The organism is Streptomyces armeniacus (genome assembly GCF_003355155.1).
GTDB classification, from domain to species: Bacteria; Actinomycetota; Actinomycetes; order Streptomycetales; family Streptomycetaceae; genus Streptomyces; species Streptomyces armeniacus.
Window position 1 is genome coordinate 5,102,591 of sequence record NZ_CP031320.1, and the last position, 13,168, is coordinate 5,115,758.

Genomic DNA, 13,168 nt, shown 5'->3' on the forward strand with positions numbered 1-13,168 from the left:
AACCGACGGACCGGGCGGCCTGCCGGTCAGCACATCGTGGGCCGCATCACCTCGTACGCGCTGGCCCAGTTGGCGCATCCCGCCGGGGAGTGCCCGTACCAGTTGTGCCCGAATTCATGGGCGGAGAGCAGCGCGAAGTCGCTCACCATCGTCGAGAGCATGATCCGGTCTCCCATGCCCCAGTTGCACCCGACGGCGTTGCTGATGCCGCAGCCGGGCACGTAGCCGCCGGTGCACTCCACGGGAGTGCCGCTGGACGGCGTCTCGTTGGCCTCGCCCCAGAAGTTCGCGCCCTGGCGTATGGCGCCCTCGTAGCCGCTGCAGGAGGCCGTGATGTGGTACGACCAGGCCGCCACCTCGGCGTCGGTGCGCGGCGCGGCGGGCGCGTCGGTCTCGGGGAAGTGCCCGGTCTGGTAGCCGCCGGGCGGCGTCGGGTCGGCGGAGGTGTGCGCGGCCTGGGTGACGGCGGAAGGCGCGCCGCCGCCGTCCTCGGCGGCGCTGGCGACCACCGGGAAGGTGAAGACCACGGCGGCCGCGAGCGCGGCGGCAGCCAGTCTTCGTATTAGCTTGGGCATGACAATTCTCCTCATGTGGGGGGGCGGCCCAAGTGCACGGGCCAGTACGGCCGTTCGCCAGGAAGGTACAGCCGAACGCGCCCCACGCCTATGCGTGTGCACGCCAAAGGCACCGCGTGCCCTGCGACAACGGGCCGCGAGCGGTCACTTCAGGCCGCGGCCGTCTGCTTACGCGGGACCCGTGCGGCCGGTGAGGCCGACGTACATCGTCCGGTGGAGCTCCGCGACGTGCTCCTGCGTCAGCCGCGCCGCCTCCGCCGCGTCGCCCGCGCCCAGGGCCGCCCTGATCCGCCGGTGCTCCTCGTTACTCTCGCGGAGGTAACTCATCGGGTACGGCAGGAAGTAGAGGTAGAGCTCCTTCGTCACCCGCCGGTACAGCTCCAGCGCGGGCGGCAGCCCGGCGCCCTCCGCGACGCCGAGGTGGAAGCGCTCGTCGGCGGCGCGGAACTCGGCCCAGCTCTCGGCCGCGTCCATGTCGGCGATGCAGCGGTCGAGTCCGGCCAGCCCCGCCGCGTCGAGCCGGGCCGCGGCCAGATGGGCGAAGCCGGTCTCCAGCACGGCGCGTTCGTCGATCAGCCGGTGCACCCGCTCGCTGTCCTTCTCGTACGCGGCGACCTGCTCCACGGTGTGGTGGCTGGGCCGCGCGGCGACGAACGTGCCCCCGGCGCGCCCCGGCCGGCGCGTGACGACGCCCTCGCGCTCCAGCGCGCTCAGCGCGCGCCGCACGGTGATCTCGCCGACGTCCATCGCGGCGGCCGTGACCCGTACGTTCGGCAGCCGTTCTCCGGGGGCCAGCAGGCCGAGGTCGACCGCGAGCGAGATCCGGGCCCGGACCGTGTCGACCGCGCTGGTGCGGCGGATCGCCGCGAGGGCACTGCTCGCCAGGGGGTTCGGGGTGCCGATGTCGTCCTGGGTCGCCATTCGCCCAGGGTACGCACCGGGCCACGGGCGGGTCGCGGGGTCCGGCTGACCCCGCCCGTGCGCGTACGCCGGCGGGTGCACGCCCGCTCACACAGCGTTCACCAGCGCGTATTTACGTGTTCGCAACCCTCGGGGGCTTTACCTGCTCAAAGTGAGCATGTTTTTATTGCGAGCATCACGCCCGAAGCCCGCCCGCGCGAAGCCCTCCCCTCGAAGCCCCCCGATCCCCCGAAGGCGCCCGGATGAAGATCGCTGGACTGCAGACCGCCGGAACCCCCGGCGACGTCGACGCCAACCTCCACGAGCTGGACGCGGCATGCCGCCGCGCCCGCGCCGAGGGCGCCGAACTGCTGATCACCACCGAGCTGTTCCTCACCGGCTACGACATCGGCGACGCCGTACGCGACCTCGCCCGCCGCGATCTGCTCTCCCCCGCCCGGCAGATCGCCCGCGACCACGGCGTCGCGGTCGTGCTCGGCGCCCCGGAGGACGACGCCGGCGCCTGCTACAACAGCGCCTTCTTCCTCGACGACACCGGCACCGTCCTGGGCCGCCACCGCAAGACCCACCTGTTCGGCGAGCTCGACCGCACGTACTTCACCGCCGGCGACCGGCTCAGCGCCCCCGTCGCCTACGGCGGCCTCCGTATCGCCATGCTGATCTGCTACGACGCCGAGTTCCCGGAGACCGTACGCGCCGCCGCGCTCGCCGGGGCGGACCTCGTGGCGGTGCCGACGGCGCAGATGGAGCCGTACGAGTTCGTCGCCGAGCACCTGCTGCGGGTGCGCGCCTGGGAGAACCAGGTCTACGTCGCCTACATCAACCACGACGGCGACGAGGGCTCCCTCCGCTACGTCGGCCGCAGCTCCATCGTCAGCCCGTCCGCGGCCGTACTGGCCGCCGCCGGGCACGGCACCCACCTGATCTCCGCGACGGTCGATCCCCGCGCCGTACGCGAGGCCCGCCAGGCCAACCCGTACCTGGCCGACCGCAGGCCGGACCTCTACGGCCCCCCCCCTCCGCTACCCGATACGGTCCGCGCCCGCTACCCCCGAACGGCAGTAGCGGCCACCCCCCGCTTCGGCGACCCTGACGTCCATCGACAGGTGCAGGTCTCGATGGGGAGGCGTACGCAGCATGGTTGCCGAAGAGAGCTACGCGGCGGGTGAGACCCGGACAGCGCTCCTGACCGACACCATCGGGGAGAACCTCGCCGCGACCGTACGCCGCTTCCCGGACCGCGACGCGCTGGTGGACCGTACGGCGGGCCGCCACTGGACCTACCGCGAGCTGGCCGCCGACGTCGACGCTCTCGCGCTGGGCCTGCTGGAGCTGGGGATCGGCAAGGGCGACCGGGTGGGCGTGTGGTCGCCCAACCGGTCGGAGTGGGTCCTCACGCAGTACGCCACCGCCCGGATCGGCGCGATCCTGGTGACGGTCAACCCGGCGTACCGCACACACGAGCTGGAGTACGTACTGAACCAGGCCGGCGTCCGCATGCTCGTCGCCGCCCCGACGCACAAGACCTCCGACTACGCGCGGATGATCGCCGAGACGCGGCCCCGCTGCCCCGGGCTGGAGCACGTGGCGCTGTTCGGCAGCCCCGACTGGGAGGCGCTGCTGCGCAGCGGCCGTGACGCCGACCCGGCGCCGCTGGAGCGCGTCGCGCGCACGCTGCGCGCGGACGAGCCGGTGAACATCCAGTACACCTCGGGCACGACCGGCTCCCCCAAGGGCGCCACGCTCTCGCACCGCAACATCCTCAACAACGGTTACTTCGTGGGCGAGTTGTGCGGCTACACCGAGGCCGACCGCATCTGCATCCCGGTGCCCTTCTACCACTGCTTCGGCATGGTCATGGGCAATCTCGCGGCGACCAGCCACGGCGCCTGCATGGTCATCCCGGCGCCGTCCTTCGAACCGAAGGCGACGCTGGAGGCGGTGGAGGCGGAGCGCTGCACGTCCCTGTACGGGGTGCCCACGATGTTCATCGCGGAGCTGGCCGACGAGGACCTCGACAGCTACGACCTGTCCACCCTCCGTACGGGCATCCTCGCCGGCTCGTCCTGCCCGATCGAGGTGATGAAGCAGGTCATCGACCGTATGGGAATGGGCGAGGTCACCATCTGCTACGGCATGACGGAGACCTCCCCGGTGTCCGCCCAGACCCGGGCCGACGACCCGCTCGAGCTCCGCGTCGCCACCGTCGGCCGGGTGCACCCGCATCTGGAGCTGAAGGTCGTCGATCCGGACGGCGGCCGTACGGTGCCCCGCGGCACCCCCGGCGAACTGTGCACCCGCGGCTACTCGGTGATGCTCGGCTACTGGGAGCAGCCCGAGAAGACCGCCGAGGCGATCGACTCCGACGGCTGGATGCACACCGGCGACCTCGCGGTCATGGACGACAACGGCTACGTCGGCATCACGGGCCGCATCAAGGACCTCGTCATCCGCGGCGGCGAGAACATCTCCCCGCGGGAGATCGAGGAGTTCCTGTACACCCACCCGGACATCCTCGACGTCCAGGTCATCGGGGTGCCGGACGAGCGGATGGGCGAGGAGGTGATGGCCTGGATCCGTCTGCGCGAGGGGGCGGCCCCGCTCACGGCCGACTCGCTGCGGGAGTTCTGCACGGGCAGGCTGGCGCACTACAAGATCCCCCGCTACGTACACCTCACCGACGAGTTCCCCATGACCGTGACGGGCAAGGTGCGCAAGGTCGAGATGCGTACGGCCGCCATCGGCCTGCTCGGGCTGCGGGAGGGCGACGCGGAGTAGCGCACGCCGGTGCGCGCCTGTGCCGGGTGCCGGGTCGCCGGGCACGGGCGCCGAGTTGGCGGGCGCCGGGCGCCGGGCTTGGCATCGAACGGCGGGCGGCGCAGCCGGTGATCCCGCCGTCGTTCTTCCGTGCCAGGGGGCTCTGGTACGCGAACGGACTGACGGTCTGCATCTACGCCGGGTTCCACCTCATGTTCTTCATGACGCCGCTCTACCTCCAGCACACGGGCCACCGTTCGGCCGGGGTCACGGCGTTGGTGCTGCTGCCGGTGGAGGTGCTGCTGCTGTTGCTGTCCCCGCTGATGGGCGGCTGACCGACGTCGCGCCGCCGCGGCCGATGCTCGCGGTGGGCACGCTGCTGTGCGGCTGCGGCATGGCGGTGCTCGGCCTGGGCGCGGGCGCGACGGTGACGGTCTGGCACGTACTGGCGGGAGTCACCGTCTTCGGCGTGGGCTTCGGCGTCGCCGTCGCACCCCTGAACCGGGTGACGCTGGACCCGTTCCCCGACACGCACGGCAGCACGGCGCACGGCAGCACCGCGTTCGGCATCAACCACGTGGTGGCGCGCATCTCCGCGATGATCGCCATCGCCGTGGTGCCGACGGCGGCGGGCGCCGGCAGCGGGTACGTACCGGACGGCGACTTCAGCGGCATCTACGGGCGCGGCATGGGCGTCTGCGCCGGGGTGCTGCTCCTCGGCGCCCTGTCGGCGGCGCTGGTACCGCTGCGGAAGCGGGGCGGTCCACCGGCAGAGTGCGGGCCGCGTAGCCGACTCCCGCCAGCCCGGCGGCCGTTGCGACGAGGACGCCTCCCGCGCCGACGTCCGCGGCCAGCGCGCCGGCGGCGCTGGGGATGACCACCTGCCCGGCCCTGTTTCCGACCAGGCGGAGCGACATGGCGCGTCCGCGGGCGCCGCGCGGGGCGGCGTCCGCGAGCCAGGACATGGTGAGCGGCTGGCCGACCCCGAGGCCGAAGCCGGCCAGCGCGACGAAGACCGCCAGCGCGGCCGTGCCGAACGGCAGCGCGGCGGCGGCCATGGAGGCGGCCGACAGCATCGTGCACAGGACGAGGAGCCGCCGGCGGCCCAGCCGCGCGACGAGGCGGCCCAGGAACAGCCGTGACGCCATCGAGGCGAGGCCCCTGACGGTGAGGAGCGCGCCCACCGTGCCGGCCGCGATGCCGCGTTCGGAGCCCAGCGCGGGCAGGTAGACCAGCGTGATGTCCACGGCGGCGAGCACGACGCAGCTCGTCAGGAGGGCGCGGGGCAGTCCCGGCAGGCGCAGCAGTCGGACGGTGCCGCCGCGCTGCCTGTGCGCCCCGTCCGAGGGGTCGCGGGACGTCGGGGTGATGAGCGCCGACACCGCGACCAGGGCGAGGGCGCCCGAGCAGGCGAGCGTGAAGATGGCCTGGGTGTCGGGGATCGCGTGCCGGCCGCCGAACAGGAGCATGAGCACGGGCCCGACGGCCTGGCCGAGGGACGCGGCGAAGGTGTAGCGGCCGAAGGCGGTGTCGGAGTCGGCGCCGTGCGCACGGTTGGCGACCCAGGTCTGCTGCCCGATGACGCTGCACAGGTGCCCGACGCCGAGGAGGACGCTGCCGCCGACGAGCGCGGCCGGCGAGTGGCCGCAGAGCGCGAGGACCAGCGCTGAGGCAAGCACGAATACGGAGCCGAGCAGGGCCATCGCCCGCTCCCCGATCCGGTCGGTGACGGCGCCGCTGGGTATCGCCAGGACCAGCGGCGCGACGGCGAAGCAGGCGGAAAGGGCGCCGAGCAGGGCTCTGGGCAAGTCGAGTTCGATGGCGCGGTAGGTGGTGGTGGGCCGCAGGACGAAGGTGAGGAGCTGGACGAGCAGCGCGTGGCCGAGGAGTACCGCCCAGGGCCATCGCCCGGGCCGCGCGGACCGCGCGGGCCCGGCTTTCGGTGTCACGCCCGGGGGCCGGTGGTCCGGGCGCCTGCCCCGGCCCCGGCCCCGGTGGTCCCGGCCCCGGCCCCGGCACCCGTCCCGGCCTGCTCAACTGCCGCGCTCCCGCCCCCGCCCGTGGCCGGCTCGCCCAGCTGGCGCACCGCCGTCGCCCCGAGGCTGGTGTCGATGTGCCGGCGCATGATGTCCGCCGCGCGGGCGCTGTCCCCGCGCACGACGCACTCGACGAGCGCCTCGTGCTCCCTGGCCTTCTGGTCGCGGGCGGCCTGACCCCGGTCGGTCCGGAGGGCCAGCCGCCGGTAGCGGTCGGCCTTGTCCCACAGCCCGTCCAGCGTCTCGGTCAGCAGGTCGTTGTGTGACGCGCGGTAGAGCGCGGAGTGGAAGCGGCGGTGCGCCGCGAGCTGTTCGGCGCCCGCCCGCGTCGGCAGCGGAACGAGCTCCTCCGCCGCGGCGCGGAGCGCGCGGATGTCCTCGTGCGTACGCCGGTCGGCGGCCAGCGCGGCGGCCAGCGGGTCGAGGGAGCGGCGTACCTCCAGCAGGTCGCGGGCCTCCTCGGCGCGCAGCGGGGACACCCGGGCGTCCCGGTGGGCGTCCAGCTCGACCAGTCCCTCGCTCTTGAGGCGGCGCAGGGCCTCGCGCAGCGGTGTGGTGCTGATGCCGATACGGAGGGCGAGTTCCCGTTGCCGGATGACCGCGCCCGGCTCCAGCTCCCCGGCGAGGATGCGGTCACGGACCTGCCGGTACGCGGCGTCGCTCTTGGTCTCGTACGGCTCTGACCGCGACATGTGCCCCTCCCCCACCGGCGGAACTCGTTATAACCTCGCGCGGCCGTGCGATGCCCTTCCAGGCCCGGCCCAGCGCACAGCCACCATCAGGTTATAACCTCTGCTGCCGCCGAGGGCCGTCGTCCTCCCGGTACAGGTCCGCGAGCAGCGCCACCGCGGCGTGGGTGGCGGGGTGCGGGTCGTGCCGGCGCCAGATGAGGTGCACGGGGACGGGGGCGGCGTCGCGTACGGGCCGGTAGGCGATCCCGTCGCGGCGGTACTGCGTGGTGGTGGCCTGCGGGGTGACGCCGACGCAGCGGCCGGTGGCGATGGCGGCGAGCCAGTCGTCGATGTCGTGGGTGTACTCCACGGCGGGCCGCGCGCCTTCCGGCCACAGGTCGAGGGTGGTGGTGCCCGTACGGCGGTCCACCACGAGGGTGCGTTCGCGGATCTCCGCCAGCCGGACGCCGCGGCGCCTGGCCCAGGGGTCGTCGGAGGCGAGGGCGAGGAAGCGGCGTTCGTGGCCGACGAGGGCGTTGGCGTAGCGGCGGGTGTCGACGGCGCTGCGGAGCACAGCGAGGTCGCACAGCCCCTCGGCGAGGCCGGCGGTGGGGGTGTTGTGGCGGATCAGCTGGAGTTCGACGTCCGGGTAGCGGTCGTGCCAGCGGCGCTGGAACTCGGCGGTGTGCCGGCCCATCGCGGACCAGGCGTGCCCGATGTGCAGGCGGGTGTGGCCGGTGGTGGCCTGCCGGACCAGTTCGTCGGCCTCGGCGAGCAGCAGGCGGGCGCGGGCGAGTACCTGTACGCCGGCGGTGGTCGGCGTGACCGTACGGCTGGTGCGGTGCAGCAGCCGTACGCCGAGGATCCGTTCCAGCGCGCGCAGTTGGCGGGAGACGGCGGCCTGGGACAGGCCCAGCTCGATGCCCGCGTCGGTGAAGCTGCCGGTGTCGACGATCGCGACCAGGCAGCGCAGGTGCCGCAGCTCCAGCTCCGTACGTCCGTCCATGCGTACAGCGTATAGACGGCACTCCGGATGCATTTTGCGCATGTACGGGCACGATGGATCGTCGTGCCATGGCAGCTGTGGAAGCGCGCACCGAGGCACCGCCCGCCGCCCCCTCGCGGGCGGCGTCACCCCGCTGGTCCGGGATGGCGCTGATGCTGGGCAGCGGATTGTCCAACCAGGTCGGGGCGTCGGTCGCCGCGCTCGCGTTCCCCGTCCTGGGACCACTGGGCGTGGTGGCCGTACGGCAGTGGGTGGCCGCGGTCGTGCTGCTCGGCGCGGGCCGGCCGAAGCCGCGTACGTTCACCGCCGCGCAGTGGCGCCCGGTGCTGGGCCTGGCCGTGGTGTTCGCGACGATGAACCTGGCGCTGTACGCGGCCATCGACCGGATCGGGCTCGGGCTCGCGGTCACCCTGGAGTTCCTCGGCCCGCTCGCCGTGGCGCTGGCCGGCTCCCGCCGCCGTACGGACCTGGCCTGCGCGCTCGCCGCGGCGGGCGCCGTGGCGCTCCTCGCCCGGCCCCGGCCCAGCACCGACTACCTCGGCATCGGCCTGGCGCTGCTCGCCGCCGTCTGCTGGGGCTGCTACATCCTGCTCAACCGCACGGTGGGCGCGCGCCTGCCCGGCCTCCAGGGTTCGGCGGCGGCCGCGGCCGTCTCCGGGCTGCTGTACGTGCCGGCCGGCGTCGCCGTGCTGTGGCTGCACCGGCCCACGCCCGTCGTCCTGCTGTGCGCGCTGACGGCCGGCGTGCTGTCGTCCGCGGTGCCGTTCCTCTCCGACCTGCTGGCCCTGCGCCGGATACCCGCCCGCTTCTTCGGGATCTTCATGAGCGTCAATCCGGTGTTCGCGGCGCTGATCGGCATGGCCGTGCTCGGGCAGTATCTCGACGCGGCGTCGTGGCTGGCCGTCGCGGTGATCGTCACCGCCAACGCCGTCGCCGTGGGCACCGCCGGCGACGGCGCCCGCGGCATCCCCAAGTCCCGGGCGGGCAGCGGCGGTTGAGCGCATACCCGCGGCACGTGCGGGGCAGGGCAGGAGCAGCCGCGCGGGCCGCACCGGCCCGCGTACCCGAAGGCGGGCGGGAGACATGGACACAGACAGCTTCTGGACCTTCCGGGACGACCGCGGACGCGAGGTGACGGCCCCCCGGAGACCGCGCCGCATCGTCGCCTACGTACCGGCGGCGGCGGCGGCCCTGCAGCACCTGGGCGTCACTGTGGCGGGCATCTACGGCTCCCCGCACGACAAAGACGGCCTCGACCCGGTGAAGGCTGACGGCCTGTCCTCGGCGGACGTCGCGTACCTCGGCGCCGGCACGGATCTGACCGCCCCGGCGGTGCTCGCCGCCGAGCCGGACCTGTTCGTCTCGGTGACGTACGACGGCACGCGGGTGTACGGCGTCGAGCCGGGCGTCGTCGAGGAGTTGGAGGCCGCCGTGCCCACGGTCGCCCTCGCCGTGGGCCCCGGGCACCGGCTCCTGTCCGTACGGGACCGGTTCGGCGAACTGGCCCGTGCCCTCGGCACGGGCGGCGGCCACGGCGGCACGGGCGCGGCCGACGCCGAGGCGGAACAGCTCAGCGCGAGCCGGCTGCGTACGGTGGCCCGGCGCGCCGCGCACGTACGGGTGCTGGCGCTCTCGCCCGCGGACCCCGAGCGGGCGCACGTGGCCCGGCCCGGCGCGTGGCCGGATCTGCAGGAGCTCGCGGAGGCGGGGCTGCGGCTGCCGGACGTGGAGGGCCCCGGCGCCAACTGGGCCACGCTCGGCTGGGACGAGGTGGCCGCACTCGACCCGGACGTCGTGCTGACGGACGTCCGCAGCAACGCCGTGCCCGTCACGGAGCTGGAGAGCGTCGCGGGCTGGCGCAGCGTGCGTACGAGGGCGGCCGTCGTCCCGTGGAACCCCGAACTGCCCTGTACGTCGCGCGCGATCAGCGACTTCCTCGACGCGGTCGCGCGCGCCGTGGAGCGGAAGGGACGCGAACTCGCCCCGTGACGGCCCCGGGTGAGGGTCCGGGTGAGCGTCACGGCTCAGCGGGGCGTGAGCCCGTCGATGCCGGCGAGCACCTGATCCACGTGCGGGCGCACCCGCGCCCTGAGCTCGTCGCTCCAGCTCTCCTCCGAGTAGCGGCGGTTGAGGTACAGGTCCCTGGCGTGCCGCAGCACGGGCCGGTGTTCCGGCGGGAGCCGGCCGAGGGCCCAGTCGGCGGCGGCGTCCTTGGTCCGGATCTCGCCGGTGGCCAGGGTGGTCCAGACGCGGGCGAGGGTCAGTACGACGTTGCGGGTGTCGTCGTCCAGGTCGTGGAGCAGTCCGGGGATGCCGGCCACGCTCGCCCGTACGAGGTCCGCGTGCGGTACGGGGTCGAGCACCCGCGCCGGAGTCGGTCCGGCGAGGGGGTGGTCGCCGGCGAGCACCATCGTGAGCAGCAGGGCCAGGTCCGGCATCGGTTCGGGCTGCGGCGGCCCGCCTGCGGCCAGTTCGTCGCGCATCCACTCGCCGTACAGGAAGTCGCCGGCCGGAGGGTACCGCCAGGGGCGGACCTCGGACTGGACGACGACGGTGAGTTCGACAGGGCGGGCCGCGTGCGCGGAGCCGGAGAGCGGGAACAGCCCGTCGAGGAGCGCCCGCCGCTCCGGGCCGTCCATGCCGCGCCGGGTGATGACGAGGACGTCGAGGTCGCTGGCCGGCCGGAGGCCGCCGAGCACGGCGGAGCCGTGCAGGTACATGCCGATGACCTCCGGGCCGAGCACGTCGTCGACCAGCCGCACGATCTGCTGTGTCTGCTCCGTCGCCTCCATTGCCTCCATTGCCCCAGTCTCCGTGCCCGCCCCGGGGCGCCGCATCCGGGTTTCCCGTACGCCGCCGGGGCCCCCGGGAGCGTCACCCCTCGGGCTCGGGCAGCTTCCCCGCCTCCTTGTTGCATTCCTCGCCCGCGCACCCCTGGAGCGTCCGCAGCGCCTTCTCCAGCCCCTTGCGCACGTCCGCGTACGCGGGGTCGTCGTGCTTCGAACTCAGCTCGTGCGGATCCTTCTCGAGGTCGTACAGCTCCCGGCCGCCCTGGACGTAGCGCACGTACAGATACCGCTCCGTACGGATCGACTCGTACGCCGCCGAGTACACCTGCCCGTACTTGGGCTTGCGCTTCTTGGTCTTGCCGGGCGACGCCTCGCCGTCCTGGTCCAGGTCGCCCTCGGCGGCGCGCCGTCCGGACTCGGCGTCGCCCCCGGACGCCGGGCCGCCCTCGGGCACCGGCTTGGGCCGCGCGCCCTCGGCCGCCTCGTGCAGGATCGGCCGGTCGGTGTGCCGGCGCGGGTCGCGCGCGTACGGCAGCAGGGACCGCCCGTCGAGCGCGAGCCCCGGCTTGGCGCCGCCGATGTCGGCGATCGTCGCGGCGAGGTCGACGTTGCTGCTCAGTTCCTTCGACGCGGTGCCGCCCTCGATGCCGGGCCCGCGCATCATCATCGGCACGTGCCCCGACGCCTCGTGCGGCAGGAACTTCCCGGTGGGGATGCCGTGCTCGCCGAAGAAGAAGCCGTTGTCCGAGGCGAAGAGGAGGTACGTGTTGTCGAGCTGGCCCGCCTCGCGCAGTGTCGACACGATCTTCCCGACGGCTTCGTCTACGGCGAGCAGCGACTCCAGCCGCCCGCGGTAGCTGTCAGTGATCTCCTGCTTGGTCTCCTCGTCCAGGTCGGGGTAGTCGCGCAGGAACGCGGGCTTGTCGGACATGTCCTCCTCGCCGTACGCGGGCGTGCCGGGCAGCGGCTCGTCGGCGAACTCGCCCTCGTGGCGCGGCGCGGGCCGGGGCGCGGGGCCGACCTGCGGCCGGTCCGCCTCGTTCGCGGCGCCGTCCTTCGCGGCGCCGCCCCCCGCCGCGCCGTCCCCCGCCGCGCCCTTCTTGCTGCCCTTCGCGCCGCCCTTCTTCTTCCCGCCGAGGAGCTCCCCGTGCGGCGCCAGGAACGCCACGTCCAGGAAGAACGGCTTGCCCTCCGCCGACTTGCGCTCGATGAAGTCGGCGGCTTTGTCGCGGTACACGTCCGTCTGGTACAGCTTCGGGTCCTCGACCTCCGGGCTCCCGTACGTCTTGAGCTTGCCGTTCTCGTTGAGCCGGTACCCCCACATCCGGTACGTCGACGGGTCCACCGAGCCGCGCCACTCGTCCCAGCCGGGCGGCACGTCCTTGGGGTCCTCGTGGCCGTAGCCGTTCGGGTACTTGCCGATGTGCGAGGTCGCGTAGCCCGCCTTCTGCATCCAGACCGGCAGCGTGTTCCCGTCGTCGAGCTTCGCGTAGCCGCCGAGCGGCGAGGAGTTGTGCCGTACGCCGTTGTTGTGCGCGAACTGGCCGCTGAGGAACGTCGACCGCGAAGGGCAGCACAGCGGCATCGACGGGTAGTACTTCTCGAACTCCACTCCCCCGTCGCCGAAGATCTCGCGCGTGCGGTCCATCACGCGTACGGACTCCAGCCACTGGTCGTCCGTCATGATCATTACAACGTTGGGCTTCCGGTTCGCACCCGCCCCGTCCTCGTCCTCGCCGAGCCCGGCCCACCCGTACCGCTCGCCGGCGATCCCGCACGCGACCAGTGCGAGCACGGCGGCCATCGCCACCAGGATCCTCGACCGGCCCCCCGTGCCCCGCCGGAAGCGCAGCCCCACCGTCATGCTTTGCGTGTCCATCCGGACAGATTCACAGGAGAGCGTGGGAACTTGGTGGGAAAGGAGTGGGAACTCGCTGCGTACGGACCGGCCGCCCGCGCCACGGGACAGCCGGGGCGCCCGCGTCCGGCGCCGCTACGTGGCGGGCTCCGGTGCGATCTCGGCGATCAGGCCCTCGATCCGCTCGCGGATCTCGTCGCGGATGGGCCGTACGGCCGCCACGCCCTGGCCCGCCGGGTCCGTCAACTCCCAGTCCAGATACCGCTTTCCGGGGAAGACCGGGCAGGCGTCGCCGCAGCCCATCGTCACGCACACGTCGGACGCCCGCACGGCGTCCGCGGTGAGCACCTTCGGCGTCTCCGCGGTGATGTCGACGCCGACCTCGCGCATCGCCTCCACGACGGCCGGGTTGACCCGGTCCGCGGGGGCGGAGCCCGCGGAGCGCACCTCCACCCGGTCTCCGGCGAGATGGGTCAGCCAGGCGGCGGCCATCTGGGAACGGCCCGCGTTGTGGACGCACACGAAGAGGACGGACGGCTTGTCGGGCATGAGCGT

13 protein-coding genes are annotated in these 13,168 nt (G+C 73.5%); 5 read left to right on the forward strand and 8 right to left on the reverse strand.

The window, feature by feature from the left end; translation table 11 throughout:
* Positions 1 to 26 precede the first annotated feature (26 nt).
* Positions 27 to 575, reverse strand: a complete 549-nt coding sequence (locus DVA86_RS22250) for a hypothetical protein (RefSeq protein WP_208880841.1) — start codon at positions 573 to 575, stop codon at positions 27 to 29.
* 168 nt (positions 576 to 743) lie between these two features.
* Positions 744 to 1,496, reverse strand: coding sequence for a FadR/GntR family transcriptional regulator (locus tag DVA86_RS22255; RefSeq protein WP_208880842.1), 753 nt, complete (start codon positions 1,494 to 1,496; stop codon positions 744 to 746).
* 242 nt (positions 1,497 to 1,738) lie between these two features.
* Between DVA86_RS22255 and DVA86_RS22260 the strand changes: the two genes are divergently transcribed.
* The 3 genes from DVA86_RS22260 to DVA86_RS22270 all read left to right on the forward strand — a co-directional run bounded on the left by DVA86_RS22260 (position 1,739) and on the right by DVA86_RS22270 (position 4,588).
* The gene (locus DVA86_RS22260; RefSeq protein ID WP_208880844.1) at positions 1,739 to 2,665 is read left to right on the forward strand and encodes a carbon-nitrogen hydrolase family protein; all 927 of its coding nucleotides are present in this window, start codon (positions 1,739 to 1,741) and stop codon (positions 2,663 to 2,665) included.
* Positions 2,634 to 4,274 (forward strand): AMP-binding protein, encoded by a 1,641-nt coding sequence (locus DVA86_RS22265; protein ID WP_208880846.1) that lies wholly within the window; start codon positions 2,634 to 2,636, stop codon positions 4,272 to 4,274. Before DVA86_RS22260 ends, DVA86_RS22265 begins: the two co-directional genes overlap by 32 nt.
* A gap of 107 nt (positions 4,275 to 4,381) precedes the next feature.
* Entirely contained in the window at positions 4,382 to 4,588 is a 207-nt protein-coding gene (locus DVA86_RS22270) for a hypothetical protein (RefSeq protein WP_208880848.1), read from the forward strand.
* A gap of 330 nt (positions 4,589 to 4,918) precedes the next feature.
* Here the strand turns inward: DVA86_RS22270 and DVA86_RS22275 are convergent, their stop codons facing one another.
* The 3 genes from DVA86_RS22275 to DVA86_RS22285 form a co-directional block, all read right to left on the reverse strand.
* Positions 4,919 to 6,202, reverse strand: coding sequence for an MFS transporter (locus DVA86_RS22275; protein ID WP_208880850.1), 1,284 nt, complete (start codon positions 6,200 to 6,202; stop codon positions 4,919 to 4,921).
* Positions 6,199 to 6,981, reverse strand: a complete 783-nt coding sequence (locus tag DVA86_RS22280; RefSeq protein ID WP_208880852.1) for a GntR family transcriptional regulator — start codon at positions 6,979 to 6,981, stop codon at positions 6,199 to 6,201. Before DVA86_RS22280 ends, DVA86_RS22275 begins: the two co-directional genes overlap by 4 nt.
* 91 nt (positions 6,982 to 7,072) lie before the next feature.
* Positions 7,073 to 7,966 (reverse strand): LysR family transcriptional regulator, encoded by an 894-nt coding sequence (locus DVA86_RS22285; RefSeq protein WP_222623350.1) that lies wholly within the window; start codon positions 7,964 to 7,966, stop codon positions 7,073 to 7,075.
* A gap of 68 nt (positions 7,967 to 8,034) precedes the next feature.
* On the opposite strand from DVA86_RS22285, the gene DVA86_RS22290 reads away from it, so the two are divergent.
* On the forward strand, positions 8,035 to 8,964 hold the full coding sequence (locus DVA86_RS22290) for an EamA family transporter (RefSeq protein WP_342776371.1): 930 nt from the start codon (positions 8,035 to 8,037) through the stop codon (positions 8,962 to 8,964).
* An 85-nt stretch (positions 8,965 to 9,049) separates the two neighbouring features.
* Complete coding sequence (locus tag DVA86_RS22295) at positions 9,050 to 9,955, forward strand: substrate-binding domain-containing protein (protein WP_208880853.1); 906 nt, start codon at positions 9,050 to 9,052, stop codon at positions 9,953 to 9,955.
* 35 nt (positions 9,956 to 9,990) lie between these two features.
* Here DVA86_RS22295 and DVA86_RS22300 read toward each other — a convergent pair whose 3' ends face one another.
* The 3 genes from DVA86_RS22300 to DVA86_RS22310 form a co-directional block, all read right to left on the reverse strand.
* Positions 9,991 to 10,758, reverse strand: coding sequence for an aminoglycoside adenylyltransferase family protein (locus tag DVA86_RS22300; protein ID WP_245997717.1), 768 nt, complete (start codon positions 10,756 to 10,758; stop codon positions 9,991 to 9,993).
* A gap of 82 nt (positions 10,759 to 10,840) precedes the next feature.
* The gene (locus tag DVA86_RS22305; RefSeq protein WP_208880855.1) at positions 10,841 to 12,634 is read right to left on the reverse strand and encodes a sulfatase family protein; all 1,794 of its coding nucleotides are present in this window, start codon (positions 12,632 to 12,634) and stop codon (positions 10,841 to 10,843) included.
* A 114-nt stretch (positions 12,635 to 12,748) separates the two neighbouring features.
* Positions 12,749 to 13,162, reverse strand: coding sequence for an arsenate reductase ArsC (locus tag DVA86_RS22310; protein ID WP_208880856.1), 414 nt, complete (start codon positions 13,160 to 13,162; stop codon positions 12,749 to 12,751).
* Between the last annotated feature and the right edge of the window lie 6 nt (positions 13,163 to 13,168).

Coding starts and splice junctions, on each gene's coding strand:
- DVA86_RS22250 (WP_208880841.1), bottom strand. CDS start 575: ATGCCCAAGCTAATACGAAGACTGGCTGCCGCCGCGCTCGCGGCCGCC.
- DVA86_RS22255 (WP_208880842.1), bottom strand. CDS start 1,496: ATGGCGACCCAGGACGACATCGGCACCCCGAACCCCCTGGCGAGCAGT.
- DVA86_RS22260 (WP_208880844.1), top strand. CDS start 1,739: ATGAAGATCGCTGGACTGCAGACCGCCGGAACCCCCGGCGACGTCGAC.
- DVA86_RS22265 (WP_208880846.1), top strand. CDS start 2,634: ATGGTTGCCGAAGAGAGCTACGCGGCGGGTGAGACCCGGACAGCGCTC.
- DVA86_RS22280 (WP_208880852.1), bottom strand. CDS start 6,981: ATGTCGCGGTCAGAGCCGTACGAGACCAAGAGCGACGCCGCGTACCGG.
- DVA86_RS22285 (WP_222623350.1), bottom strand. CDS start 7,966: ATGGACGGACGTACGGAGCTGGAGCTGCGGCACCTGCGCTGCCTGGTC.
- DVA86_RS22290 (WP_342776371.1), top strand. CDS start 8,035: ATGGCAGCTGTGGAAGCGCGCACCGAGGCACCGCCCGCCGCCCCCTCG.
- DVA86_RS22295 (WP_208880853.1), top strand. CDS start 9,050: ATGGACACAGACAGCTTCTGGACCTTCCGGGACGACCGCGGACGCGAG.
- DVA86_RS22300 (WP_245997717.1), bottom strand. CDS start 10,758: ATGGAGGCGACGGAGCAGACACAGCAGATCGTGCGGCTGGTCGACGAC.
- DVA86_RS22305 (WP_208880855.1), bottom strand. CDS start 12,634: ATGGACACGCAAAGCATGACGGTGGGGCTGCGCTTCCGGCGGGGCACG.
- DVA86_RS22310 (WP_208880856.1), bottom strand. CDS start 13,162: ATGCCCGACAAGCCGTCCGTCCTCTTCGTGTGCGTCCACAACGCGGGC.